Source organism: Burkholderia sp. Bp9004, assembly GCF_003858025.1.
Taxonomy (GTDB): domain Bacteria; phylum Pseudomonadota; class Gammaproteobacteria; order Burkholderiales; family Burkholderiaceae; genus Burkholderia; species Burkholderia diffusa.
The window spans coordinates 1-26,376 of the sequence record NZ_QTQD01000042.1 but is presented as its reverse complement, the minus strand read 5'-3'; the positions used below and the strand labels follow the sequence as shown (position 1 = coordinate 26,376).

The window sequence follows — 26,376 nt, the reverse complement described above, 5'->3', positions numbered from 1 at the left end:
CCGTGCGACGCGGCCGGCGAGGGTCAGGCGACGCGCTCGCGCAGCAGGTACGCGACGATGCGATCGGCCGCCGCTTCCGGCGACTCGGCCACCGTGTCGATGCGCAGTTCCGGCTGCGCGGGCGGCTCGTACGGCGAGTCGATGCCCGTGAAGTGCTTCAGTTCGCCCTTGCGCGCCTTCTTGTACAACCCCTTCGGATCGCGTTCCTCGGCAACCGCGAGCGGCGTGTCGACGAACACTTCGACGAACTCGTCAGGGCCGGCCAGCGCACGCGCCATGTCGCGTTCCGCGCGGAACGGCGAGATGAACGATACGAGCGTGATGAGCCCGGCATCGAGCATCAGTCGCGCGACTTCGGCCACGCGCCGGATGTTCTCCACGCGATCGGCCTCGGTGAAGCCGAGATCGCGGTTGAGCCCGTGCCGCACGTTGTCGCCGTCGAGCAGGTACGTATGCTTGCCGAGCGCATGCAGCCGCTGCTCGACGAGGTTCGCGATCGTCGACTTGCCCGCGCCGGACAACCCGGTCAGCCACACGATGCGCGGCGTCTGCGCCTTCTGCGCCGCGCGCGCGTCACGGTCGACGTCGACGGCCTGCCAGTGCACGTTGTGCGCGCGGCGCAACGCGAAGTGCAGCATCCCGGCGCCGACCGTGTCGTTGGTGAAGCGGTCGATCACGATGAAGCCGCCGGTATGACGATTCTGGTCGTACGGATCGAACGCGACGGGCCGGTCGAAGCTCAGGTTGCACACGCCGATCTCGTTCAGCGCGAGCGTGCGCGCGGCGAGATGCTCGCGCGTGTTCACGTCGATCTTGTACTTCGGCGTCGCGCAGGTCGCGCCGACTGTCTGCGTGCCCAGCTTCACGAGATACGGACGGCCCGGCAGCAGCGGTTCGTCGTGCATCCACACGAGCGTCGCCTCGAACTGATCGGCCACCTCCGGCGGCGCGTCGGCGCGCGCGATCATGTCGCCGCGGCTGATGTCGATTTCGTCGGCGAGCGTGAGCGTCACCGCTTCTCCGGCGCGCGCGACGTGGGCTTCGCCTGCCGGCGTGATCACCGACGCGACGCGGCTTTCCCTGCCGGACGGCAGCACGCGCACGCGTTCGCCGACGCGCACTTCGCCGGACGCGATGCTGCCGGCATAGCCGCGGAAGTTCAGATGCGGGCGGTTGACCCATTGCACGGGCAGGCGGAACGGTTCGTCGCGCGTCACGCGCTCGATGAGCGGCAGCGTGTCGAGATGCTGCATCAGCGGCGGGCCCGCGTACCACGGCATGCGCGGGCTCGACGCGATCACGTTGTCGCCGCGCAGTGCGGACATCGGAATGCTGACGATCTCCTGGAGGCCGAGCTCGGCCGCGAACGCGCGATAGTCGGCGTCGATGCGCTCGAACACCGCTCGGTCGTAGTCGACCAGATCCATCTTGTTGATCGCGAGCACGACGCGCCTGATGCCGATCAGCGCGACGAGATGGCTGTGGCGGCGTGTCTGCGTGAGCACGCCCTTGCGCGCGTCGATCAGGATCACCGCGAGATCGGCAGTCGATGCGCCGGTGATCATGTTGCGCGTGAATTGCTCGTGGCCGGGCGTATCGGCGACGATGAACTTGCGTCGCGCGGTCGCGAAGAAGCGGTACGCGACGTCGATCGTGATCCCCTGTTCGCGTTCGGCCGACAGGCCGTCGACGAGCAGCGCGAAATCGAGGTCGCCGCCTTGCGTGCCGACCTTCTTCGAATCGGCTTCGAGCTGGGTCAGCTGATCGTCGAACAGCATGTTCGATTCGTAGAGCATGCGGCCGATCAGCGTGCTCTTGCCGTCGTCGACGCTGCCGCACGTGATGAAGCGCAGCAGGTCCTTCGTCTGCCCATCGTCGGCGTGCATACCGGGTGCCTCGGGCGCGGTGAGAACGTGTGCCATCAGAAATATCCCTCCTGTTTCTTCTTTTCCATCGAGCCGGCCGAATCGCTGTCGATCAGCCGTCCCTGGCGCTCGGACGTGCGCGTGTCGCGCATCTCCTGCAGGATGTCGTCGAGCGAGCTCGCGTCGCTGTCGATCGCGCCCGTCAGCGGATAGCAGCCGAGCGTGCGAAAGCGCACCTTGCGCATCTGCGGCACTTCGCCGTCGCGCAGCGGCAGCCGTTCGTCGTCGACCATGATCAGCGCGCCGTCCCGCTCGACCACGGGCCGCTCCTTCGCGTAGTAGAGCGGAACGATCGGAATGTCGTGCAGACGGATGTATTGCCAGATGTCGAGCTCGGTCCAGTTGGAAATCGGAAACACGCGCAGGCTTTCACCCTTGCGCTTGCGCGCGTTGTACAGCGACCAGAGTTCGGGCCGCTGGCGCTTCGGATCCCAGCGGTGCTGCGTCGAACGCAGCGACACGATGCGCTCCTTCGCGCGCGATTTCTCCTCGTCGCGGCGCGCGCCGCCGAACGCGGCGTCGAAGCCGTAGTGGTCGAGCGCCTGCTTGAGCCCTTGCGTCTTCCACACGTCGGTGTGAACGGCCGATCCGTGCGTGAACGGATTGATGTCGTTCGCCACGCCGTCGGGGTTCACGTGGACGCGCAGGTCGAGGCCGAGGCGCTCGGCCGTCTCGTCGCGAAACGCGATCATCTCGCGGAACTTCCACGTCGTATCGACGTGCAGCAGCGGAAAGGGCGGCTTCGCCGGGTAGAACGCCTTCATGGCGAGATGCAGCATGACCGAGCTGTCCTTGCCGATCGAATAGAGCATCACCGGGTTTTCGCTTTCCGCGACCACCTCGCGCATGATGTGGATGCTCTCGGCCTCCAGTCGCTCCAAGTGGGTCAACATCGTTCGTCTCCTTGTTGCATGCCGGCGCCGCGCGACATGTGCGGCGTTTCGTGCATGACGCCAACGGTATCGAGCGAGGGCAGTGCCGTTCTTCGTCCGGGTGGACTAGGGCCTGTTCCGGCCAACGACGAGCTTGCGCCAGCCCCCACGAATTTTCTTGTTCGGGGGAGCGTGCGTGATCGGCCGGAACAGGCCAGCCCCGGCACGGCGGCGCAGCGGATCTTTCCTTAGTCCACCCGGACGAAGTGGCGCGTGGAGCGCTCGCTTAAGGTGAGCGCTCGACCACCGGCGGAGATGACACATGACGGACGACACACGTGCCACGCAATTGCTTTCGGGCCAGACCTGGGCCGATTTCTGCGACACCCTGAAGCGCAGCGGACAGCAGATCCTGCGCGCCGACGCGCCCGGCGATCCGCTCACGCGCGCGGAAGGGTTCCGCTACCTGAGCCGGCTGATGCGCATCGCGCTCGAAATGCACGTCGAGTTCGCGGACGGCGCGTGGCCCGGCTTCTTCTCGCCGTCGCACGAGACCGCGAAGATCGGCGCCGACAATCCCGACAACCTGTACCAGTACGCGCGCCTCGACGGCCGCTGCGAATATCGCGTGACGGGGCGGCGCGGCACGGTCGCGTACCTGAGCTTCGGCACGCAGAAGGGCGGCTACGAAACGGACGGCAAGATGCTGCAGACGGGGTTTCTCGATGCGAAGCAACTCGAGATCGCGCCGGACGGCAGCTTCGAGATCGTGCTGAGCGCGACGCCGCGCGCGGGCAACTGGGTACGCATGGAGCCGGGCACGAACGCGCTGCTGGTGCGCCAGACCTTCCTCGACCGGCGCGCGGAGACGCCCGCGCAACTGAAGATCGAGCGCATCGGCGCGCACGACCGCCCGGCGCCGCTCGATCCGCTCGTGCTGCAGGGCGGCCTCATGCGCGCCGCGCAGTTCGTCGAGCGGACGTCGACGCTGTTCGCCGACTGGGCCGCGAGCTACGGGTCGCACGTCAACGCGCTGCCGCCTGCGGACCAGGCGCTGTGCCAGTCGGTCGGCGGCGATCCGAACATCTACTACTACCACTCGTGCTGGTCGCTGACCGATGACGAGGCGCTCGTGATCGACGTCGACACGGTGCCCGACTGCGACTTCTGGAACGTGCAGCTCAACAACCACTGGATGGAGTCGCTCGACTACCGGCACTTCGACATCTGCGTGAACAAGCACAGCGCGCGCCTGAATGCCGACGCCGGCGTGACGGTGGTGGTCGCCGCGTCGCGGCCGGGCGACGCGAACTGGCTCGATACGGCCGGGCATCGCAGCGGCACGATCTGCTGGCGCTGGGTCGGCGCCGCGCGGCCGGTGCATCCGCGCACGCGCGTCGTCAAGCTCGCCGCGCTGAAGGAGGCCGCATGAACGCACCACTCGATCGGATCCGCACGCTGCTCGATGCCGACGGGCTGATCGCCGAAGCCGTGTCGCGCACGGGCGGCCTTGCTGCGTTCGGCGACGGCCCGTATCGCGAGGCGCTCGACGTGATGTGCGCATCGCTGATCGATGAAGCGAAGCTGTCCGCGCGCGGCGCGGAGATGATGCGCGAGAAGCTCGTCGGCCAGCTCGTGAATCGGCTCGTCGTGGAGGATTACTGCCGGCGTTATCCGGAGATCGTCGATATCGAGATCGACGATCCGCTCGTGATCGTCGGGCTGCCGCGCACCGGCACGACGCTGCTGCAGCGGCTGCTCGCGGTCGACCCGCGCTTTCATTCGGCCGCATGGTGGGAAACGCGCTATCCGGCGCCGCTTTCCGGCGAGACGCTCGACGCGCCGACCGTGCGCATCGCGCGCGCGCAGGCCGAGGTCGCGGCCATGATCGACTGCATTCCGCAGATCCTGGCGATCCATCCGCTCGACGCGATGCTCGTCGACGAGGAGTTCATGCTGATGGAGCACTCGTTCGTGTGCGCGATGGATTCGTACGCGAACGTGCCGGGCTATACGGCGTGGCTCGAGCAGCAGGACCTGACGCCCGTCTATACGTACCTGAAGCGCATGCTGCAGTTCCTGCAGTGGCAGAAGATGCAGCGCGGCGTCGCGCCGGCCGAACGCTGGCTGCTGAAGACGCCGCAGCACCTGCATGCGCTCGACGTGCTGTGCCGCGTGTTTCCGCACGCGCAGGTGGTGCTCACGCACCGCGATCCGGCGCAGACGATTCCGTCGATGGCGAGCATGGCGCACACGCTGTGGCAGATGTACGCGGACGACCCGGATCCGCGCACGGTCGGCGCGCAGTGGCACGCGGGAATGGCCCGCGCGATCCGCGCGGCGATGACGGCGCGCGACGCGTTGCAGGCCGAGCGGTTTCTCGACGTGCGTTTCGAGGACACCGTGTCGAATCCGCTCGGCGTTGCAGAAGCCGTGTACCGCTTCGCCGGCATGCCGCTCGATGCACGGCAGCGCGCGGCGATGACGGACTGGATGACGCGCAACGGCCGCGACAAGCGCGCCGCGCACGATTACTCGATCGCGCGCTTCGGCTTCACCGATGCGCAACTGGCGCACGACTTCGCCGCGTATCGCGCGCGGCACCTGCGGCCGGCCGGCTGACGGCGCGCCCGCGAAACCAACGAAAACCAGGAGACAACCCATGTTGCTGAAGGACAAGATCGTCGTGATTTCCGGAATCGGGCCGGGGCTCGGTGTGAAGCTCGCCGTCGAGGCGGCACGCGAGGGCGCGCGCGGCGTGGTCGTCGCGGCACGCACGATGGAAAAACTCGACGACGCGCAGGCGCGGATCAGCGCACTCGGCGTCGCGTGCGACGTGCTGAAGGTGCAAACCGACATCGCCGAACGCGCGCAGTGCCGGCAGCTCGCGATTCAGGCGGTCGAGCGCTTCGGCCGGATCGACGCGCTCGTGAACAGCGCGTTCGTGCACGGCACGTTTCCGGAGGCGGTCGAGGAAGCCGATCTCGACGGCTGGCGCGCGGTGTTCGACACCAACGTGTTCGGCACGATGACGCTCACGCAGGAAATCGTCCCGCACATGAAGCGGCAGAAGCGCGGCGCGATCGTGATGATCAACACGCAGGCCACCCGCAAGCCGTTTGCAGGGGAATCGGGCTACGCTGTATCGAAGGGCGCGCTCGCGGTCGCGGCAAAATACCTCGCACGCGAGCTCGGCGTGCACGGGATCCGCGCGAACAGCATCCACATGGGCTGGATGTGGGGCGTGCCGACGCAGACGTATTTCCGGCAGGCGGCAGCCGAGTACGGAATGACGGAGGAGGAGATCATCGCGCCGATCGCGTCGAACATCGCGCTCGCGAAGCTGCCGACCGACGACGACTGCGCGCGCGCGGCGCTGTTCCTCGCGTCGGATTATGCGAACGCGGTGACCGGCGCGACGCTGGACGCGAACGGCGGCGACTTCATGCCATGAGGACGGAGCGACGGATGATGCAGGAACGGCAACCCCACCGGGGACGACATTTCTTCGCGTTCAACGGCGACGCGGACGGCCTGTGCGCGCTGCAGCAACTGCGGCTCGCGGAGGGCGAACGCGGCACGCTCGTGACCGGCGTGAAGCGCGACGTCAGGCTGCTCGAGCGAATCGACGCGCGGGCCGGCGACCGCGTGACCGTGCTCGACGTATCGCACGACCAGAACCGCGACGCCTGCGCGCGGCTGTTGCGCGCAGGCGCGGCGATCCGCTACTTCGACCACCACTTCGCGGGCGAGCTGCCGGGCGATCCGCGTTTCGACGCGTATATCGACACGGCCGCCGACGTCTGCACGAGCGCGCTCGTGAACCGCCATCTCGGCGGCCGCCATGTGCGCTGGGCAATCGTCGCGGCGTTCGGCGACGAACTGCCGGCGCTCGGCGACGCGCTCGCGCGCGAATACGGGCTCGACGAGGCTGAACGCGGCACGCTCGCCGAACTCGGGCTCTACCTGAACTACAACGCCTACGGCGATTGCGTCGACGATCTGCATTTCGATCCGGCGGTGCTCGCCGATGCGATGCTGCCGTGCGCGGATCCGCTCGACTTCGTGCGCGACACGCCGGTGTTCGCCGCGCTGCGCGACGGCTATCGCGACGACATGGCGCGGGCATGCGCGCTCGCGCCGCTGCGCGACGTGCCGGGCGCGACGCTGATCAGGATGCCGGATCATCCGTGGGCGCGGCGCGCGACGGGGATGCTCGCGAACGAGCGGATGCGCAATGCGCCGCATGCGGCGCTCGCGGTGCTGTCGCCGCGTGCGCAGGGCGGGCTCGTCGTCAGCGTGCGCGTGCCCGACGGCCGGCCGCTCGGCGCCGACGAATTCTGTCGCGGTTTCCCGACCGGCGGCGGGCGCAAGCGCGCGGGCGGCATCAACCATCTGCCGGAAACCGAGTTCGACGCGTTCGCCGAACGTTTCGAGGCGGCCTTCCGTCTCGACTGAAACCGGGGGCCCGCGACGCGCGCGCCGTGCAACGATGCCACGGCGCGCGCCGTGCCGCATCAGCCGGTCGCGTGCGCGAGAACGGCCGGCACGTTGTGGCCGTAGCAGCGCTCCTCGACGCGCTCCGCGATGCGCCAACCCTGCGCGGTGCGCACGAACCGGTCGAGGTACCACAGCCCGAGGAACATCACCTGCGTGCCGCCGTCCGGCAGCGCGACTTCCATCGGATTGAAGCAGATCGTGCGGCCGCGCGCGGTGTCGCCGTCGAGCGTGATCGACAGGTTGCCGACCATGTGCTGGTATTGCGGGAACCGCGGCAGCACGGTGCGCAGCCACGCTTTGACGTCCGGATAGCTGCCGGCGATCCCGCCCATCGCGCGATAGTCGATCATCGCGTCGTGCGTGAACACCGCATCGAGCGCGTCGAAGTCGCGCGCATCGATCGCGCTCGAGTACGCGACGATCAGCTCGCGGATGTCGTGGTGATCGGAGAGGGTCTGCAGATCGGGCATCGGCCGTTCTCCGTCACGCGCTTTCACGCCGGCGGGACGCGTGCAGCGCTTCCGCGCGCCGCTTCACGTCGCGCGCGCACTGGTCGAATCCCTGTTTCACCCAGCCGCCGTGCTCGCGCATGATCGTTTCCGCGTTGATGCCGAGAAACTGGTCGGTCGTGAAGTAACGGCATCGTTCGGCGCCGTCGGCTTCGATGTACTGGTCGCGGCGCGCGGCGTCCTTGTTGTCGTCGATCGGGCGCTGCTCCCACGACAGCAGACGCTCGGGCTCGCACGCGACGAGGATTTCGTTGACGGGAATGACCGTCTCCGTGCCCGGAATGCGCACCTGCATGTACACGAAGTCGCCGATCCGGCCGGTCGTTTCGAGGCCGACGCAGAACGTGTTCCATTCGCCGTAGCGCGGGAAGTCGGTCAGCACTTCCCAGACGACGGAAGCGGGGGCGTCGATCGCGACCGTGATCGAGGTGACGAGATTGGCTGGTTTGGTCATGGCGGGTATCGGGTGAGATTGACGATGAGGGCGAGACCGCGGGTGCGCCCGGGCGGGTGCGCGCCGCGAAGGCCGGAACGGTCCGCGCGCGCGGCGGCGGACCTGACGGATGCGTCGCGCGATGCGCGTGGCCGACCGGCGGCCGGTGCGTGCCGCGTATCGCGTTGAACCCGACATCGAGCGTAGGCCGGTGCGTCCGGTGAAGAATCGTCGGAATGGACTAAGGCGTTTCACCGGGCTCGCGACCCGGCCGGGCGTCGTCGTCGGGCCGCGACGCGTTGGCGGGCGCCGCACGTGTGCCGGACATCGACATCGCGCGTCCGCGCCGCGACAATACCGGTCACTTTTTCGTTTCCCGATCGAGGTGCCCGTGCCAGCGAAGTCGTCCGTTGCCCCTGCCGTCGTGTGGTTCCGCGACGATCTGCGCGTGACCGACCAGCCCGCGCTGACGCGCGCGGTCGCGTCGGGCCGGCCGCTCGTGTGCGTGTACGTCGACGACACGGGCGAAGGCGCAGGGCGCGCGCTCGGCGGCGCGGCGCGCTGGTGGCTGCACGGGGCGCTCGCCGGACTCGACGCGGCGCTCGTGCGTCATGGCGGCCGCCTGCTGCTGCTGCGCGGCGATGCGCCGCGCGAGATCGAACGCGTCGTGCACGACACGGGTGCTGCGGCCGTGTACTGGAACCGCCGCTATGCGCTGCCGCAGCGCGATGCCGATGCGGCGTTGAAGGCGTCGCTGAAGGCGCGCGGCATCGAGGTCGAGAGCAGCAACGGCAGCCTGCTGAACGAACCGTGGGAGGTGCTGACAGGCGCCGGCACGCCGTTCCAGGTGTTCACCGCATACTGGCGCGCGGTGCGGCGAGATCGCACGGTGGCGGCGCCGCTGCCGGAACCCGAACGGATCGCGTTTCACCCGTGGCCGGCCGGCGTGCGCGAACGTGCGCTGGCGCTCGACGCGCTCGCATTGCGTCCGAGTGCGCCGGATTGGGCGGGCGGCCTGCGCGACGCGTGGCCGACACCCGACGAGGCCGGCGCGCATGCGCGGCTCGACGCGTTTTCAGTCGAGTCGCTGGCCGGCTATGCCGATACGCGCGACCGGCCCGACCGGTCGGCGACGAGCCGGCTGTCGCCGTTCCTGCGCTTCGGCAACGTGTCGCCGCGCCAGGTGTGGCATGCGGTGCAGGGTGCCGCACACGCGGGCGGCCCGGCCTGCGCGGCCGGTGCCGAGAAATTCCTGAGCGAGCTCGGCTGGCGCGAATTCAGCCACGTGCTGCTGTATCACTTCCCGGCGCTCGCGACCGACAACTTCCGCGCGCAGTTCGACGCGATGCCGTGGCGCGACGATCCCGCCGCGCTGCGCGCCTGGCAGCGCGGCCTGACCGGCTATCCGCTCGTCGATGCGGGGATGCGCGAGCTGTGGGCGACCGGCTGGATGCACAACCGTGTGCGAATGGTCGTCGCGTCGTTTCTCGTCAAGCATCTGCTGATCGACTGGCGGGCCGGCGAGCGCTGGTTTTACGACACGCTCGTCGACGCGGACGTCGCGAACAATCCGGCGAACTGGCAATGGGTCGCTGGCTGCGGCGCCGACGCCGCGCCGTATTTCCGCATCTTCAATCCGGTGACGCAGGGCCGGAAGTTCGATCCGCAGGGCGCATACGTGCGCCGCTGGGTGCCGGAACTCGCGGGCCTCGACGCCGCGACGATCCATGTGCCGTGGGAGGCGTCGCCGGTGGAACTCGCGGCGGCCGGCGTACGGCTCGGCAACGACTATCCGACGCCGATCGTCGATCACGACGGCGCGCGGCGGCGTGCGCTCGATGCGCTGGCCACGTTGCCGAAGCGTCACTAGGCGTCGCGGGGCGCAGCCGACCCTCCGTGCGCGCGGTGCGGCTTGCCATGTCAGTTGCAGAATGCCGCGTGCTCGAGCAGCGCAAGCGCGACGCCCGAATTGAAATAGGCCGCGCCGCACCACGCGACGAACGCGACCACGCCGACGGCCAGCGCCGCGCGCATCATGCCCACGCGGCCTTGCCCGGCACCGGGCGCGCGATGAGTGCGTCGTCGATCGGCAGGTGCAGCAGCGCGGCCAGCACGCCGAGCGCGATCGAGCCGATCCACAGCGGCAGATACGAATGCGTCGCGTCGTACACGAGCGCGCCGAGCCATACACCGAAGAAGCTGCCGAGCTGGTGCCCGAAGAAGACGAAGCCGAACAGCGTCGCGATGTAGCGCACGCCGAACACCTGCGAGATCACGCCGTTGGTCAGCGGCACGGTGCCGAGCCACGTGAAGCCCATCACGGCCGCGAACACATAGACGCTCGCGGGCGACAACGGCGCCGCGACGAACGCGGCCATCGCCAGCGCGCGGACGAGATACAGCACGGACAGCACATACTTGCGCCGCAGCAGGCCGCCGAGATGGCCGCATGCGTAGGTGCCGGCCACGTTGGTCAACGCGATCAGCGCGAGCGCGACGCTGGCATGGCGCGCCGGCAGGCCGTGATCGAGGAGGTAGGCGGGCAGGTGGGTCGCGATGAACGCGAGCTGGAACCCGCACGCGAAGAACCCCGCGTTCAGCAGCCAGAAGCCGCGATGCGCGAACGCTTCGCGCACCGCCGCGCCGATGGACTGGTCAGGGCCGTCCGCCCGACTCGCGGCTTGCGCGGCCCGATCGCGCACCAGCACGGCGAGCGGTGCGAGCAGCCCGGCGACGAGTGCGAGCGCGACGAATGCACGTTGCCAGCCGATGTCGCCGATCAGCACCTGAGCGACCGGCACCATGCAGAATTGGCCGAGCCCGCCGATCGCGCCGGCGACACCGAGCGCCCAGCCGCGCCGGTCCGGCGGAAACAGCCGGCTCAGCGCGCCGTAGATCGACGCGAAGGCCGACCCCGACAGCGCGATGCCGATCACGAGCCCGGTGCCGACCGTGAACACGCCGGCCGACGCGGCAAACGCCATCATGACGAGCCCGGCCGCATACAGCAGCATGCCGGCGACGATCACGCGCACCGACCCGAAGCGGTCGGCGATCATGCCGGTGAACGGCTGCGCGATGCCCCAGATCAGGTTCTGCAGCGCGAGCGCGAGGCCGAACGCTTCGCGCGACCAGCCGTGGTCGAGCGTGACGGGGGCGAGGAACAGCCCCTGCACGTGGCGGATGCCGAGCGCGGCGCCCATGATCAGGCCGCCCGCGAGCACCGGCAGCCAGCGGCGCCGGGTGTCTTGTTCGATCGGGGTCATGCGGGTCTCCGGATGAATGCGTGCGGCGCGGCGCCGCGTTCGATTCGATTAGACGATCCGGGCGCCACGCGCTCAAGCGATCATTCGGTCGCGTTCGCATGCGCGTGAGGAATGTGATGCGGGGTTCGGACGCGATGCCGGGGGCCGGATGCGTGGTGCCGCTGCGACGCATGCAGCCAGCGTGATGCGTGGCCGATGCAGCGTAGTCGTGGCGTCAGTGCATCGCCCGCGGCTGCGCGCATTCCGTGCGCAACGCCGCGCCGGCATCGGCTCGATGAGGCAACTGGCTCGCGGCTTACCGTTGCGCCACGTCGTACGCGCGCATCGCCGCGTCGCATTCGGCCGCTTCCGCGAGAATCCAGTCGCGCACGTCGGCGACTTCGCGGCGCGGTGCGGGATCGTGCCGGAACAGCCAGTAGCCGTACCTATCCGACAACGCCTGCGAGTGCGGGCCAAGCACCGCGAGCCGGCCGTCCGCGAGCATCGGCGCGACGAGCGCGAGCCGCCCGAGCGCGACGCCCTGGCCGGCGATCGCGGCGTGGATCACCTGGTCGTACTGGTTGAAGCGCAGCACGCCCTTCGGGCGCGCGTCGCCGAGCCCGGCCGCGTGCAGGTGCGCACGCCACTGCAGTTGCGTTTGCGGCGGCCCGTCGAATTCGAGCAGTACGTGGTCGGCGATCGCGGCCGCGTCGGTGACGGGCCGCGTGGCCAGCGCCGGGTGCGCGACCGGCACGACGACCTCGTCGAACAGGTGCAGCGCGCCGGCCGGCGCGCGCTCGCGCGGGCAGTAGCGGATGCCGAGGTCGATGCCTTCCGCACGCAAATCGAGTACCTTGTCGTTCGCGGCCACGCGCAAGTCGACGTCGGGCAGGCGCGCCTGCAGGCGCCCGAGCCGCGGCAGCAGCCACAGCGCGGTGACGCCGATGCTCGCGGTGATCGTGACGGGCTGGCGCTCGCGCGCGGCGGCGAGCGACGCGACGGTGGCCTGCAGGCTGAGCAGCGCCGCGTCGGCGGCGCGAAACAGCCGCTCGCCTTCCGGCGTGAACGCGATCTTGCGATAGCCGCGCTGCAGCAGCGCGACGCCGAGGTGCGCCTCGAGCGCGTGCACCTGGCGGCTGACCGCCGACTGCGTGACGCACAGGTCCTGCGCGGCGAGCGTGATGCTCATGCGGCGGCCGACGGCGACGAAGCCGCGCACGAGGTCGAGCGACGGGAGACGGACGAGCGGCGTTGACATGCGTAGGGCTCATGCGAACGGAGCAGCAAGATTGGTTGAGAACGCCGGGCGCGTCAAGTTCAATGGAGGCTGGCCGATCGGGCGAGCGCGGCGTGATGCGGTGCCGCACAGGAGACAGGATGACGATTTCGAACGAAGCAGCCGGGGCGGATCAGGCGGCCGGGCGCGCGGCGGGCGCGTTGCCGCCGCAGGCCGTGACGCTGACCGCGGCCGACGGTTACGTGCTGCGCGGCTACGTGTGGCGGCATCGCGGCGGCGGCGCCGCGCGGCCCGTGACGGTCGTCAATTGCGCGACGTCGGTGCGCTGCGACTATTACTTCCGCTTCGCGGCCTGGCTGTTCGCGCAGGGGCGTGACGTACTCGTCTACGACTATCGCGGGATCGGCGGATCGCGCCCCGCGCGGCTCGCGAAGCTGCGCGCGAACTGGCTCGACTGGGGGCGGCTCGATTGCGAGGCCGCGCTGCAGTACGCGCGCGACGCGTTTCCCGGCCAGCCGCTCGACGTTGTCGCGCACAGCATCGGCGGCTGCGTGCTCGGGCTCGCGGCGTCGAACGCGTACGTGCGTCATGCGGTGACCGTCGGCGCGCAGTATGCGTACTGGCGTGACTATCGGCCGGCAGAGCGGCGGCGCATGTGGTGGAAGTGGCACGTCGCGATGCCGGCGCTCGCGGCCGTGTTCGGCTACGTGCCCGCGAAACGGCTTGGCTGGATGGAGGATACGCCGCGCGGCGTCGCGCTGTCGTGGGTGCGTTCGCAGCCGCGTTTCGAGGATGCCTACACACACGGCCCGCTCGCCGAAACCGCGGCGAGCCGCGCCGCGCTGCCGGCCCGCTTCGCGCGGCTGCCGGCGCCGATGCTCGCGATCGGCCTCGACGACGACGGGTTCGGCACGGTCGACGCGATCGAGCGACTGGTCGGCTACTACACGGGCAGCGACGTCACGCATCTGCGGATCGCGCCGCGCGACATCGGTGTCGACGCGATCGGCCACTTCGCGTTCTTCCACAGCCGCTTCACCGACACGTTGTGGCCCGTGGCGCTGTACTGGCTGCAACACGGCGTGCTGCCGGCCGACGCACCGGGCCGCGTCCACGCGCGCCATCCGGCGCAGCGTGCGCGGCTGGCGGGAAGCGGCGTGCCGGGCGCCGTCGCGCACGGGTGACCGCGCAGGCGAGGGCGGCCAGGTCGTCGCGTCGATGCGGCGGCCGCGCCTGCCGCCACTGCCGACGATCGCGGCCGCGCCGCGCGATCGATTAACATCGGACGTTTCATTCGACTGGCTGCCCCGTGCCGACGTACATTCCACCCGATTCCGGGATTCCCGCCGACGCGTCCCGCGCGTGGCGCATGCACCTGCTCGACGTGCCGCCGGCCGCGTCGCGGGCCGGCGTGCAGGTCGCGCGCATCGATTTCGACTGGCATGTGCCGCTCGCGTCGCCGGCCTATGCGGCACTGAGTGACGCCGAGCGCGCGCGTGCCGGGCGCTACCTGCGGCACGAGGATGCGGTGCGCAGTGCCGCGACGCGCGCCGCGCTGCGCGACGTGCTCGGCGCGGCGCTCGACGTGGCGGCAAAGGACATCGTGATCGTCGTCGACGCATCGGGACGTCCGTCGCTCGACCCCGCGCATCGCGCCTCGCTCGATTTCAACGTGTCGCATGCGGGTGATCACGCGCTGATCGCATGGACAGGGACGGGACGTGTCGGCGTCGATATCGAAAGCTGCAACCGTTCGACCGACTGGCGTGCGCTGACGCGCGAAGTGTGCGCGACCGCCGAGGCCGCGTATCTCGACGGCCTGCCGCTGGCCGCGCGTGCCGACGCGTTCATGCGCGTGTGGTCCGCGAAGGAGGCGTTGCTGAAGGCGCTCGGCACCGGCATCGTCGGCGGGCTGCGCGCGTTCGCGGTCGTGCCGCCGCGCGATGCGGCGACGCCCGCGACGACGATCGTCGAGCCGGCCGCGCCCGCCGCCGGCGTGGCCGCGTTCGATGCGGGCTGGCTCGACGCGGCGCCCGGCTACGCGGCGTGCGTCGCGTGGACGCGTTGAACCCGTTTCGGCACGCGACGCTCACCCGAGCGGCACGTCGTTCGGCGTCGCGTAGCGCGCCCTGATCACGTCGCTCATCGGGCCGTCGAACGCGCGCGCTTTCGGCGGCACCGGCTTCATGAACCACGTGTCATCGTCTTCTCCTCGTTCATCTTTCGCAGCAGGCGTTCGGACGTCGTGCCCTGGTTCGTCACGACCGTCTTGCCGGCGAGATCGGGGAAGTCGCCGATGCCCGGGCTCGTGCGTGTGAGCGGGCTGCGGCCGAGGAGGGCGGTCAACCGGGGCGGGATGGTCATGGCAAGTCTGCGTGGACGGATCGCGAGGAAGCGCCAATTCGTACGTTGCCAACGAAAAATAAACTGCAACGGATGTTAATTGCCGGGGCTGTCGGGCCACTCCGGCGGGCCGCCCCGGATATCAGGGAAACTCCCGAGTCGAAATCGTGAAAAACGGGGTTGTCTAGACAAGTTGCGATGGCTACACTGCAATCCATCACGAACTTGTCTAGACAGGATTGATCACATGATTACGTTGACCCCCGGCCACCTGACCCTCCCGCAACTGCGCAAGATCGCTCGCGAATCCGTGCAGCTCACGCTCGACCCGGCGAGCTTCGCGAAGATCGACGCAGGCGCGAAGGCCGTCGCCGACATCGCGGCAAAGGGTGAGCCGGCATACGGCATCAACACGGGCTTCGGCCGCCTGGCCAGCACGCACATCCCGCACGACCAGCTCGAGCTGCTGCAGAAGAACCTGGTGCTGTCGCACGCGGTCGGCGTGGGCGAGCCGATGGCGCGCTCGTCGGTGCGTCTGCTGATGGCGCTGAAGCTGTCGAGCCTCGGCCGCGGTCACTCGGGCATCCGCCGCGAGGTGATGGACGCGCTGATCACGCTGTTCAACGCCGACGTGCTGCCGCTGATCCCGGTGAAGGGCTCGGTCGGCGCATCGGGCGACCTCGCGCCGCTCGCGCACATGTCGGCCGTGCTGCTCGGCGTCGGTGAAGTGTTCATCCGCGGCGAGCGCGCCAGCGCGCTCGACGGTCTGCGCGTCGCGGGCCTCGCGCCGCTCACGCTGCAGGCGAAGGAAGGCCTCGCGCTGCTGAACGGCACGCAAGCCTCGACGGCGCTGGCGCTCGACAACATGTTCGCGATCGAAGACCTGTACCGCACCGCGCTCGTCGCGGGTGCGCTGTCGGTCGACGCGGCGGCCGGCTCGGTGAAGCCGTTCGATGCCCGCATCCACGAACTGCGCGGCCATCAAGGCCAGATCGACGCGGCCGCGTCGTACCGCGACCTGCTCGAAGGTTCGCCGATCAACCAGTCGCACCGCGACTGCGACAAGGTGCAGGATCCGTACAGCCTGCGCTGCCAGCCGCAGGTGATGGGCGCGTGCCTGGACCAGATGCGCCACGCGGCCGACGTGCTGCTGGTCGAAGCGAACGCCGTGTCGGACAACCCGCTGATCTTCCCGGATACCGGCGAAGTGCTGTCGGGCGGCAACTTCCACGCCGAACCCGTCGCATTCGCGGCCGACAACCTGGCGCTCGCCGCATCGGAAATCGGCGCGCTGGCCGAGCGCCGCATCGCACTGCTGATCGACGCGACGCTGTCGGGCCTGCCCCCGTTCCTCGTGAAGGACGGCGGCGTGAACTCGGGCTTCATGATCGCCCACGTGACGGCAGCCGCCCTGGCATCGGAAAACAAGACGCTCGCGCACCCGGCGTCGGTCGACTCGCTGCCGACCTCGGCGAACCAGGAAGACCACGTGTCGATGGCGACGTTCGCCGCGCGCAAGCTCGCCGACATCGCGGAAAACACCAAGCACATCCTCGCGATCGAACTGCTGGCCGCCGCTCAAGGCGTCGACCTGCGCGCGCCGTACCACACGAGCCCGAAGCTCGCGCCCGTGATGGAAACGATCCGCGGCAAGGTTGCGCACTACGAGCTCGACCACTACTTCGCACCGGACATCGCAGCGGTCGCGAAGCTCGTCGACGAGCGCGCATTCGCGAAGATCGCGCCGTTCTCGTTCGCATCGGAACAGTAAGCTCATGAGCGCGCCGGTCTACCAGGAGATCAAGGATTTCATCCTGGGCCGCATTCACGCCGGCGAGTGGGCGGAGGGCGACCAGGTGCCCTCCGAGAACGAACTGGCCCGCGAGTTCAAGGTCGCGCGCATGACCGTCAACCGCGCGTTGCGCGAGTTGACGGCCGAGCAGGTGCTCACGCGCATGAAGGGCGCCGGCACCTACGTCGCGCGGCCGAAGTACGAGTCGACGCTCGTCGCGATTCGCAGCATCTCGGAGGAGGTCGACGCGCGCGGGCATGCTTACCGCGCCAGCGTGCTCGGCCTCGAGACGATCCGCGCCGACGAGGCGCTCGCCGACGAGATGCAGATGACCGTGCGCGCGAAGCTGTTTTATTCGCAGGTGTTGCACTTCGAGAATGACGAACCCGTCCAGCTCGAAGAACGGTGGGTGAATCCGGCGGTCGCGCCGGATTATGCCGAGCAGGATTTCACGAACACGACGCCGAACCTGTACCTGATGCGCGCGGCCCCGCTGCAGCGCGTCGAGTACCGGATCGAAGCGGCGGCCCCGGCGCCGGAGCGGCGCGAGCAGCTGCGAATGGACGACGTCGAGCCGTGTCTCGTTTTACATAGGCGCACCTGGTCGCAGGGCGTCGTCGCCTCGGTGGCGAATCTGTGGCACCCCGGCAGCCGTTATCGCTTCACCGGGCATTTCTGATTCCTATTTGATATTCACTTTCCCTCGGGAGCAGTCGTCATGAACCATCCGAAACACATCGATCCCCGTCTCGATCCGACGCGTACGATCCGCGCGCCGCGCGGCAGCGAGAAGGTCTGCAAGACCTGGCTGGCCGAAGCGGCCTACCGGATGATCCAGAACAACCTGGATCCGGAAGTCGCCGAGCATCCGCACGCGCTCGTCGTGTACGGCGGCATCGGCCGCGCGGCGCGCAACTGGGAATGCTTCGACCAGATCCTCGCGTCGCTGAAGGATCTCGGCGAAGACGAGACGCTGCTCGTGCAATCGGGCAAGCCGGTCGGCGTGTTCCGCACGCACAAGGATGCGCCGCGCGTGCTGCTCGCGAACTCGAACCTGGTGCCGCACTGGGCGACCTGGGAGCACTTCAACGAGCTCGACCGCAAGGGCCTGATGATGTACGGCCAGATGACGGCCGGCAGCTGGATCTATATCGGCAGCCAGGGCATCGTGCAGGGCACCTATGAAACGTTCTTCTCGGTCGCGAACCAGCATTTCAACGGCGACCCGTCGGGCCGCTGGATCCTGACGGGCGGTCTCGGCGGCATGGGCGGCGCGCAGCCGCTGGCGGCGACGATGGCCGGCTTCTCGATGATCGCGGTCGAGTGCGACGAGACGCGCATCGACTTCCGCCTGAAGACGCGCTACGTCGACAAGAAGGCGACGACGCTCGACGAGGCGCTCGGCATGATCGAGGAAGCGAAGCGCACCGGCAAGCCGGTGTCGATCGGCCTGCTCGGCAACGCGGCCGACGTGTTCACGGAGTGCGTCGAGCGCGGCATCACGCCGGACTGCGTGACCGACCAGACGAGCGCGCACGACCCGATCAACGGCTACCTGCCGCAAGGCTGGAGCGTCGCGCAATGGCGCGAGACGCAGAAGGTCGATCCGGAAGGCATCGTGCATCCGGCGAAGCAGTCGATGGCAGTGCAGGTGCGCGCGATGCTGACGCTGCAGGAGCGCGGTGCGGCCACGCTCGACTACGGCAACAACATCCGCCAGATGGCGCTGGAAATGGGTGTCGAGAACGCGTTCGACTTCCCGGGCTTCGTGCCGGCCTATATCCGCCCGCTGTTCTGCGAAGGCAAGGGTCCGTTCCGCTGGGTCGCGCTGTCGGGCGATCCGGAAGACATCTACAAGACCGACCAGAAGGTGAAGGAGCTGATCCCCGACGATCCGCACCTGCACAACTGGCTCGACATGGCACGCGAGCGCATCGCGTTCCAGGGCCTGCCCGCACGGATCTGCTGGGTCGGCGTGAAGGATCGCTATCGCCTCGGCCAGGCGTTCAACGAGATGGTGAAGAACGGCGAACTGAAGGCCCCGATCGTGATCGGCCGCGACCACCTCGACACCGGTTCGGTCGCGAGCCCGAACCGCGAGACGGAATCGATGAAGGACGGCTCGGACGCCGTGAGCGACTGGCCGCTGCTGAACGCACTGCTGAACACCGCCGGCGGCGCATCGTGGGTGTCGCTGCATCACGGCGGCGGCGTCGGGATGGGCTTCTCGCAGCACTCGGGCGTCGTGATCGTCGCCGACGGCACGGCTGACGCGCACGAGCGTCTCGGTCGCGTGCTGCTGAACGATCCGGCGACGGGCGTGATGCGTCATGCGGATGCCGGCTACGAACTCGCGCAGCAGACGGCCCGCGAAGCCGGCCTGAAGCTGCCGATGCTCGGCCGCTGAGCATGACGGCGCTCGACCAGGCGCCGGTGCACGCAACGATGATCCGCGCGGCGGATCTCGTTGCGTCGCCGTGGAAGAACGGCGGCGGCGTGACGCGCGAAATCGGCGCGTTCCCGCCGGGCGCCGCGCTCGACGCGTTCGCCTGGCGCGTGAGCGTCGCGGACGTCGGCGCGGCCGGGCCGTTCTCGCGTTTCGACGGGATCGACCGCACGCTCGTGTTGCTGTCGGGTGCGGGCATGACGCTCGCGGAAGCGGGCGGCGCACGCCACGTGCTCGACGCGCCGCTCGCCCGCGCGGATTTCGCCGGCGAAACGGCGATCGATGCGACGCTGCACGACGGCGCGACGCGCGACTTCAACCTGATGACGCGCCGTTCGGCCGCTCGCGGGACGGTCGACGTGTGGCCCGAAGGCACGCACCGCGTCGAGCGCGCCGATACCGTGCTGCTGTTCTGCGCGACCGGCGCGGTCGACATCGAGATCGACGGCGCGCACTACGCACTGCAGGAAATGGACACGCTGCGGCTCGACGGGCCGCAGCGTGCGTTTGACGTCGTCGTGAGCGGAGGCGGCGCGCTGCTCGCCGTGTCGCTCGCCGTCGGCGAACGAGACTGAACGCATGAAACCGATTGTCTGGCATCACCTGAGGCTGTGTCCGCACGGCCATCCCGACGAAACGATCGACGACGCGGCGATCGCCGTCGACGAAACCGGCACGATCGTGTGGCTCGGCGCGTTTTCCGCGCTGCCGCACGGTTATGCGCACTGGCAGCGGGAAGACCTGCACGGCGCGTGGGTGACGCCGGGCCTCGTCGACTGCCATACGCACCTCGTGTACGGCGGCACGCGCGCCGACGAGTTCGCGCAGCGCCTCGCCGGCGTCAGCTACGAGGAGATCGCGCGGCAGGGTGGCGGGATCGTGTCGACGGTGCGCGCGACGCGCGCGGCCGACGAGACGACGCTGTTCGTGCAGGCGGCCGCACGCCTGCAGCCGCTGCTCGCCGAAGGCGTGACCGCGATCGAGATCAAGTCGGGCTACGGGCTCGACCTCGCGAGCGAGCGCAAGATGCTGCGCGTCGCGCGCCAGCTCGGCGAGCGCTTTCCGGTCACGGTCTACACCACGTTCCTCGGCGCGCACGCGCTGCCGCCGGAATATGCGGGCCGCCCGGATGAATACATCGACGAAGTGTGTGGACGGATGCTGCCGGCACTCGCCGACGAAGGCCTCGTCGACGCCGTCGACGTGTTCTGCGAGCGCATCGGCTTCTCGCTCGCGCAGACCGAGCGCGTGTTCGAGGCCGCGACGCGGCGCGGCCTGCCGGTGAAGCTGCACGCGGAGCAGTTGTCGAACGCGGGTGGTACCGCGCTCGCCGCGCGTTATCGCGCGCTGTCCGCCGATCACCTCGAATTTCTCGACGAAGCCGGCATCGAGGCAATGAAGGCGGCCGGCACGGTCGCCGTGCTGTTGCCCGGCGCGTATTACTTCATTCGCGAAACGCAATTGCCGCCGATCGCGCTGCTGCGCAAGCACGGCGTGCCGATCGCGCTCGCGACCGATCACAACCCCGGCACGTCGCCGCTCGAATCGTTGCTGCTGACGATGAACATGGGCTGCACGCTGTTCCGCATGACGGTGCCCGAGGTGCTGCAGGGTGTCACGCGCCATGCGGCCGCGGCACTCGGCCGCGCGGATCGTCACGGCGCGCTCGAGATCGGTCGCCAGGCCGATTTCGCGGCCTGGTCGGTCGGCTCGCTGTCGGAGCTCGCTTACTGGATCGGCCGGCCGCTGTGCGAGCAGGTCGTGCGCGGCGGTACGACCGTGTTTCGCCGGATGAACGGCTAGCCTTGCAACAGACGAGACTCACGATGACCGAAATGACGCTGTTCGCGGACCATGCCTGGCTGCCCGATGGCTGGCGCCGCAACGTGCTGCTGCGCTGGGACGCGGCCGGCACGCTGACCGACGTGACGCCCGATGCCGACGCGCCGGCCGGCGTCGCCCGCGCGGCAGGGCCCGTGCTGCCCGGCATGCCGAACCTGCATTCGCACGCGTTCCAGCGCGCGATGGCGGGGCTCACCGAATACCGCGCGAATCCCGCCGACAGCTTCTGGAGCTGGCGCGACCTGATGTACCGCTTCGCGCTGAAGATCACGCCCGACGCGCTCGCGGCGATCGCGCGCTGGCTGTACGTCGAGATGCTGAAGTGCGGCTATACGTCGGTGTGCGAATTCCACTACGTGCATCACGCGCAGGACGGCTCGCGCTATCCGCAGATCGCGGAACTCGGCACGCGCGTGATCGACGCGGCCCGCTCGGCCGGCATCGGCATCACGATGCTGCCCGTGTCGTACCAGTTCGCCGGGTTCGGCAACAAGCCGGCGCGCGACGACCAGCGCCGCTTCATCAACACGCCGGACGGGCTGCTCGAACTGCTCGACGCGATGCGCCGCGTCGCGCCCGAGCACGGCGGACTGCGCTACGGCGTCGCGCCGCACTCGCTGCGCGCGGTGTCCGAGAGCGGGTTGCGCGTGCTGCTCGACGGCCTGCCCGACGATGCGCCCGTGCATATCCATATCGCCGAACAGACGGCCGAAGTCGACGATTGCGTGCGCGCTTACGGCGCGCGTCCCGTGCAATGGCTGCTCGATCGCTTCGATGTCGATGCGCGCTGGTGCCTCGTGCACGCGACGCACGTCGATGCGGCCGAAACGGCCGCGCTCGCGAAGCGTCGCGCGGTGGCCGGGCTGTGCCTGACCACCGAGGCGAACCTTGGCGACGGCGTGTTCCCGGCCGTCGACTATCTCGCGCAGGGCGGCGTGATCGGCGTCGGCTCGGACAGCCATGCGTCGGTCGACTGGCGCTCGGAGCTGCGCCTGCTCGAATACGGGCAGCGGCTCGTGCATCGCGCGCGCAACGTGCTCGCGAGCGACACGCAGGCGCATGTCGCCGACCGGCTGTTCGACGCGTCGCTCGCAGGCGGCGCGCAGGCCAGCGGGCGGCGCATCGGCGCGCTGCGTGAAGGCTGCCGCGCCGACTGGCTCGTGCTCGATCCCGATCATCCGGCGATCGCCGAACACGGCAGCGCGTCGTGGCTGTCGGGCGCGGTGTTCGCCGAGCACGGCGAGACGCCCGTGCTCGACGTCTACACCGGCGGTGAACGCGTCGTAAGTGGCCGCCGCCATCGCGACGAAGCCGCCGCGTATGCCGACTACCGCGCCGCGCTGGCGCAACTGCTGCGCTGAACGCGCGGCACCCGGCGCGCGCCGCGAGCGTGCGCCGGCAGACTCTTACGGTGATGCGACATGACTGAACAACCGGCTGTTATCACGCTGAAGCAGGGCACGCTGCCGCTGCTGATCTCGATTCCGCACGCAGGCACCCACATTCCCGACGACATCGCCGCGACGATGACGCCCGACGCGCGCTTCGTCGACGATTGCGACTGGCACCTCGAGCGGCTGTACGGGTTCGCGGCGACGCTCGGCGCGTCGATCCTCGTGCCGTCGCACGCGCGTTACGTCGTCGACCTGAACCGTCCGCCCGACAACGAGAACCTGTACCCGGGGCAGGACACGACCGGGCTGGTGCCGGTCGACACGTTCGACAAGGCGCCGCTGTATCCGGCGAACGCGCTGCCCGGCAACGACGAGATCATGCGCCGTCGCGACCGCTACTGGCGCCCGTATCACGACGCACTGCAAGGCGAGATCGCGCGCCTGAAGCGCGAGCACGGCCGCGTGCTCGTGTGGGAAGCGCATTCGATCCGCTCGCATGTGCCGCGCTTCTTCGAAGGCCGCCTGCCGGACTTCAACTTCGGCACGTCGAGCGGCGCGAGCGCCGCGCCCGGCCTCGCCGAGGCGCTGGCGGCGTGCGTGAGCGCACACGGCGGCTATACGGCCGTCGCGAACGGGCGTTTCAAGGGCGGCTACATCACGCGTCACTACGGCGTGCCCGCCACCGGCGTCGAAGCCGTGCAGCTCGAGCTGTCGCAGATCACCTACATGGAGGAGACGCGTCCGTATGCGTACGACGAAGCGCGCGCCGCGCGGATCGTGCCGCTGCTGCAGACGCTCGTCGAAACCGCGCTCGCGCATCGCTGAGCCGCCGATCCGCGTTGCGTGCGGCGACGCGGCGCCACCTCGCGCCGCGGCCTGCCAGCGAACCCCGCACACGCCGACGCAGCGCACAAAACGGCATCGACCGGCCGGGTCGATGCCGTTTTTTTCGTCTGATCGATGTCGGGATCGATACCTGAAAATTTGACGCAATTTTTAGGTGATATAAGCTGAATGTCAGGAAGTCGTCACGCGCGCCGGCCGCGACGGCGTCGATCAGCGCCGCACCGCGCCGGAATCCGCTGCGAAACACTTGCCGACGTGTCGCCGCGCGGCATTGCCGCCTCCGCTTCATCGCGACACGTGTCCTGTCTTCATCAGTCAGTCGAGTACGATCGTGAAAGCCGCCAGCCCTTCGATATGCCGGACCCGAAGTCCGTCGGCGGGCGCGTCGCCTCAGGCCGGGCCGATCCGGCATGCTGATCGCGGCACGCGCGCCGCCCTCATACGCGAGCCTCGTCTCTTCGCTGTGTCCCATTGCAGCCTGCGCCGCTTCAATCTCGTGACCGCGCGCGTCTTCAGCGCGGTGCAGTGCGACGGCAGCGCTTCATTGTTGCCCTAGCGTCCGTTTCTGCCTTCGCATCGGGTCGCACCGTCCGTTGCCGCGCCGTTCGCGCGGCAGGATCGCGCCTGGGCGCGTGCGGCGCGACCGCGCGTTGCCGTCATCTCGCGCCCATGCACGCGTCGCACCTTCATCGTGGAGGCGATCATGCGACCGCGCCCGCTCGTAGCCGTCACCGCCGACCGCGTCATGCGCGGCGCCCATCCGAACCATACGGCCGGCGAGAAGTATCTCGTCGCGCTGGTTGACGGTGCCGGCGCGCTCGCCTTCGTGCTGCCCGCGCTCGGCACGCGCCAGCCGGTCGACGCGATCGTCGCGTCCATCGACGGGCTGCTGCTGACCGGCAGCTATTCGAACGTCGAGCCGCATCACTACGGTGGCCCGGCGAGCCCGCCCGACACGCTGCACGATCCCTCGCGCGATGCGACCGCGCTGCCGTTGATCCGCGCGGCGATCGACGCGGGCGTGCCCGTGCTCGCGATCTGCCGCGGCATGCAGGAGCTGAACGTCGCGTACGGCGGCACGCTGCATCAGCGGCTGCATGCGAGCGCGGGCTTCCACGATCATCGCGAACGCGACGGCGATCCGCTCGAACGGCAGTACGGCCCCGCGCACCGCGTGCAGCTCGCGCCGGGCGGCCTGTTGCAACGGGTCGCGCGCGGCGCACACGACGCGATGGTGAATTCGCTGCACGACCAGGGCATCGCGCGGCTCGGTGCGGGGCTCGCGGTTGAAGCGAGCGCGCCCGACGGGCTGATCGAGGCCGTCAGCGTGCGCGGCGCGCGCGCGTTCGCGCTCGGCGTGCAGTGGCATCCCGAATGGCGCTTCGCGGAACAACCGCTGTCGCGCGACATCTTCGCGGCATTCGGCGCGGCGTGCCGCGCGCGCATGACACACCGCATGCATGCGGCCGGCGGGACCATGCCGTCGCCGGCCGCATCCGACATCGACTGAACGAGGCCGATCATGCAACCCGAACTGAGCGAATTCCTGCGTCAGCACCGCATCACCGAAGTCGAGGCGATCATTCCCGACATGGCCGGCATCGCGCGCGGCAAGATCATTCCGCGCAACAAGTTCGAGTCCGGCGAATCGATGCGCCTGCCGCAGGCGGTGATGGTGCAGACCGTCACGGGCGATTATCCGGAAGACGGGTCGCTGACCGGCGTGACCGATCCCGACATGGTGTGCGTACCCGATCCGTCGACCATCTGCCTGATTCCGTGGGCCGTCGATCCGACTGCGCAGGTGATTCACGACTGCGTGCATTTCGACGGCTCGCCCGTCGAGATCTCGCCGCGCTACGTGCTGCGCCGCGTGCTCGACCTGTACAAGGCAAAGGGCTGGAAGCCCGTCGTCGCGCCCGAACTGGAGTTCTATCTGGTCGACATGAACGCCGACCCGGACCTGCCGTTGCGGCCGCCGGTCGGGCGAACGGGCCGTGCGGAGACGGGCCGTCAGTCGTATTCGATCGAGGCGGTCAACGAGTTCGATCCGCTGTTCGAGGACATCTACGAATACTGCGAGATGCAGGGCCTCGACATCGAGACGCTGATCCACGAGGTCGGCGCCGCGCAGATGGAGATCAACTTCGTGCATGGCGACGCGCTGTCGCTCGCCGACCAGGTGTTCCTGTTCAAGCGCACGGTGCGCGAGGCGGCGTTGCGCCACAACATGTACGCGACGTTCATGGCCAAGCCGATGGAGGGCGAGCCGGGCTCCGCGATGCATATCCACCAGAGCCTTGCCGATGCGCGCACCGGCCACAACCTGTTCGCCGACGAGGGCGGCGTCGTATCGCCGATGTTCCACAGCTATCTCGCGGGGCTGCAGAAATACACGCCCGCGCTGATGCCGATCTTCGCGCCGTACATCAACTCGTACCGCCGGCTGTCGCGCTTCATGGCCGCGCCGATCAACGTGCAGTGGGGCTACGACAACCGCACGGTCGGCTTTCGCATCCCGCAGTCGACGCCGGTCGCGCGGCGCATCGAAAACCGGATTCCGGGCGTCGACTGCAACCCGTACCTCGCATTCGCGGCGACGCTCGCGGCCGGGTATCTCGGTCTTACGCAGCAGCTCGCGCCGACCGAACCGATCGCGTCCGACGGCTACGACCTGCCGTACCAGCTGCCCCGCAATCTCGAGGAGGGCATCTCGCTGATGGCCGCGTGCACGCCGCTTGCCGACATTCTCGGCAACAAGTTCGTGAAGGCGTACCTGGCGCTGAAGGAAACCGAATACGAAGCGTTCTTCCGCGTGATCAGTTCGTGGGAACGCCGTCATCTCCTGCTGCACGTGTGAGCGTGCGGCATCGACCAGCGGAGGCAACATGACAGAACGAAGCGAAGCCGTCGCCGCACGCTCGACCGCCGAATACCGCGCGCTCGACGCCGCGCACCACATCCACCCGTTCTCGGACATGGGTGCGCTCAA

23 protein-coding genes and 1 pseudogene are annotated in these 26,376 nt (G+C 69.1%); 16 read left to right on the top strand and 8 right to left on the bottom strand.

The window, feature by feature from the left end:
• Positions 1-23: 23 nt before the first annotated feature.
• Positions 24-1,922 carry a sulfate adenylyltransferase subunit CysN gene (gene cysN / locus DIE08_RS31785; protein ID WP_124905614.1) on the bottom strand — a complete coding sequence of 633 codons (1,899 nt, stop codon included), beginning with the start codon at positions 1,920-1,922 and terminating at the stop codon, positions 24-26.
• Positions 1,922-2,818: a sulfate adenylyltransferase subunit CysD gene (gene cysD / locus DIE08_RS31780; protein WP_059599049.1), complete on the bottom strand. Its 897-nt coding sequence runs from the start codon at positions 2,816-2,818 to the stop codon at positions 1,922-1,924. The genes cysN and cysD overlap by 1 nt, the downstream gene beginning before the upstream one ends.
• A gap of 301 nt (positions 2,819-3,119) precedes the next feature.
• On the opposite strand from cysD, the gene DIE08_RS31775 reads away from it, so the two are divergent.
• The 4 genes from DIE08_RS31775 to DIE08_RS31760 are packed head-to-tail and all read left to right on the top strand — an operon-like array spanning position 3,120 to position 7,255.
• A complete protein-coding gene (locus DIE08_RS31775) occupies positions 3,120-4,229 on the top strand; it encodes a DUF1214 domain-containing protein (protein WP_124905612.1) in 1,110 nt (369 codons plus the stop codon).
• Positions 4,226-5,419 (top strand): sulfotransferase, encoded by a 1,194-nt coding sequence (locus DIE08_RS31770; protein ID WP_124905610.1) that lies wholly within the window; start codon positions 4,226-4,228, stop codon positions 5,417-5,419. Before DIE08_RS31775 ends, DIE08_RS31770 begins: the two co-directional genes overlap by 4 nt.
• Before the next feature lie 40 nt (positions 5,420-5,459).
• Positions 5,460-6,251 carry an SDR family oxidoreductase gene (locus tag DIE08_RS31765; RefSeq protein ID WP_124905608.1) on the top strand — a complete coding sequence of 264 codons (792 nt, stop codon included), beginning with the start codon at positions 5,460-5,462 and terminating at the stop codon, positions 6,249-6,251.
• Between the two features lie 14 nt (positions 6,252-6,265).
• Positions 6,266-7,255 (top strand): acetyltransferase, encoded by a 990-nt coding sequence (locus DIE08_RS31760; RefSeq protein WP_409360425.1) that lies wholly within the window; start codon positions 6,266-6,268, stop codon positions 7,253-7,255.
• A 59-nt stretch (positions 7,256-7,314) separates the two neighbouring features.
• Here the strand turns inward: DIE08_RS31760 and DIE08_RS31755 are convergent, their stop codons facing one another.
• Both DIE08_RS31755 and DIE08_RS31750 read right to left on the bottom strand, forming a co-directional pair.
• Positions 7,315-7,767 carry a nuclear transport factor 2 family protein gene (locus tag DIE08_RS31755; protein ID WP_124905606.1) on the bottom strand — a complete coding sequence of 151 codons (453 nt, stop codon included), beginning with the start codon at positions 7,765-7,767 and terminating at the stop codon, positions 7,315-7,317.
• A 13-nt stretch (positions 7,768-7,780) separates the two neighbouring features.
• Positions 7,781-8,260 carry an SRPBCC domain-containing protein gene (locus DIE08_RS31750; protein ID WP_124905604.1) on the bottom strand — a complete coding sequence of 160 codons (480 nt, stop codon included), beginning with the start codon at positions 8,258-8,260 and terminating at the stop codon, positions 7,781-7,783.
• 370 nt (positions 8,261-8,630) lie between these two features.
• Between DIE08_RS31750 and DIE08_RS31745 the strand changes: the two genes are divergently transcribed.
• Positions 8,631-10,109, top strand: coding sequence for a deoxyribodipyrimidine photo-lyase (locus tag DIE08_RS31745; protein WP_124905602.1), 1,479 nt, complete (start codon positions 8,631-8,633; stop codon positions 10,107-10,109).
• 50 nt (positions 10,110-10,159) lie between these two features.
• On the opposite strand, the gene DIE08_RS36435 is transcribed toward DIE08_RS31745, so the two are convergent.
• The 3 genes from DIE08_RS36435 to DIE08_RS31735 all read right to left on the bottom strand — a co-directional run bounded on the left by DIE08_RS36435 (position 10,160) and on the right by DIE08_RS31735 (position 12,742).
• Positions 10,160-10,282, bottom strand: a complete 123-nt coding sequence (locus DIE08_RS36435) for a hypothetical protein (RefSeq protein WP_260436606.1) — start codon at positions 10,280-10,282, stop codon at positions 10,160-10,162.
• Positions 10,273-11,505 carry an MFS transporter gene (locus DIE08_RS31740; RefSeq protein WP_260436603.1) on the bottom strand — a complete coding sequence of 411 codons (1,233 nt, stop codon included), beginning with the start codon at positions 11,503-11,505 and terminating at the stop codon, positions 10,273-10,275. Before DIE08_RS31740 ends, DIE08_RS36435 begins: the two co-directional genes overlap by 10 nt.
• A 295-nt stretch (positions 11,506-11,800) precedes the next feature.
• Entirely contained in the window at positions 11,801-12,742 is a 942-nt protein-coding gene (locus tag DIE08_RS31735; protein ID WP_124905600.1) for a LysR substrate-binding domain-containing protein, read from the bottom strand.
• 119 nt (positions 12,743-12,861) lie between these two features.
• Here DIE08_RS31735 and DIE08_RS31730 point away from each other — a divergent pair, with 119 nt between their 5' ends.
• Positions 12,862-13,905, top strand: coding sequence for an alpha/beta fold hydrolase (locus DIE08_RS31730; protein ID WP_124905598.1), 1,044 nt, complete (start codon positions 12,862-12,864; stop codon positions 13,903-13,905).
• A 185-nt stretch (positions 13,906-14,090) separates the two neighbouring features.
• Complete coding sequence (locus tag DIE08_RS31725; protein WP_124629734.1) at positions 14,091-14,789, top strand: 4'-phosphopantetheinyl transferase superfamily protein; 699 nt, start codon at positions 14,091-14,093, stop codon at positions 14,787-14,789.
• A gap of 21 nt (positions 14,790-14,810) precedes the next feature.
• Here the strand turns inward: DIE08_RS31725 and DIE08_RS31720 are convergent.
• Positions 14,811-15,040: pseudogene (locus DIE08_RS31720) on the bottom strand (hypothetical protein); the annotation flags it as partial.
• 271 nt (positions 15,041-15,311) lie between these two features.
• Here DIE08_RS31720 and hutH point away from each other — a divergent pair.
• The 9 genes from hutH to DIE08_RS31670 all read left to right on the top strand — a co-directional run bounded on the left by hutH (position 15,312) and on the right by DIE08_RS31670 (position 26,244).
• Positions 15,312-16,835 (top strand): histidine ammonia-lyase, encoded by a 1,524-nt coding sequence (gene hutH, locus DIE08_RS31715; protein WP_059599059.1) that lies wholly within the window; start codon positions 15,312-15,314, stop codon positions 16,833-16,835.
• Positions 16,836-16,839: 4 nt separating this feature from the next.
• A complete protein-coding gene (gene hutC, locus DIE08_RS31710; protein ID WP_059599060.1) occupies positions 16,840-17,535 on the top strand; it encodes a histidine utilization repressor in 696 nt (231 codons plus the stop codon).
• A gap of 39 nt (positions 17,536-17,574) precedes the next feature.
• A complete protein-coding gene (gene hutU, locus DIE08_RS31705; RefSeq protein ID WP_059599061.1) occupies positions 17,575-19,263 on the top strand; it encodes a urocanate hydratase in 1,689 nt (562 codons plus the stop codon).
• Between the two features lie 2 nt (positions 19,264-19,265).
• Positions 19,266-19,877: a HutD family protein gene (locus tag DIE08_RS31700; protein ID WP_124905596.1), complete on the top strand. Its 612-nt coding sequence runs from the start codon at positions 19,266-19,268 to the stop codon at positions 19,875-19,877.
• 4 nt (positions 19,878-19,881) lie between these two features.
• On the top strand, positions 19,882-21,105 hold the full coding sequence (hutI, locus tag DIE08_RS31695) for an imidazolonepropionase (RefSeq protein WP_059599063.1): 1,224 nt from the start codon (positions 19,882-19,884) through the stop codon (positions 21,103-21,105).
• Between the two features lie 23 nt (positions 21,106-21,128).
• Positions 21,129-22,505 (top strand): formimidoylglutamate deiminase, encoded by a 1,377-nt coding sequence (locus tag DIE08_RS31690; protein ID WP_124905594.1) that lies wholly within the window; start codon positions 21,129-21,131, stop codon positions 22,503-22,505.
• A gap of 60 nt (positions 22,506-22,565) precedes the next feature.
• A complete protein-coding gene (hutG, locus tag DIE08_RS31685) occupies positions 22,566-23,363 on the top strand; it encodes an N-formylglutamate deformylase (protein WP_124629729.1) in 798 nt (265 codons plus the stop codon).
• Positions 23,364-24,087: 724 nt separating this feature from the next.
• Positions 24,088-24,894 (top strand): gamma-glutamyl-gamma-aminobutyrate hydrolase family protein, encoded by an 807-nt coding sequence (locus tag DIE08_RS31675; RefSeq protein WP_124905590.1) that lies wholly within the window; start codon positions 24,088-24,090, stop codon positions 24,892-24,894.
• 12 nt (positions 24,895-24,906) lie between these two features.
• On the top strand, positions 24,907-26,244 hold the full coding sequence (locus DIE08_RS31670) for a glutamine synthetase family protein (protein WP_059599064.1): 1,338 nt from the start codon (positions 24,907-24,909) through the stop codon (positions 26,242-26,244).
• The last annotated feature ends 132 nt before the right edge of the window (positions 26,245-26,376 follow it).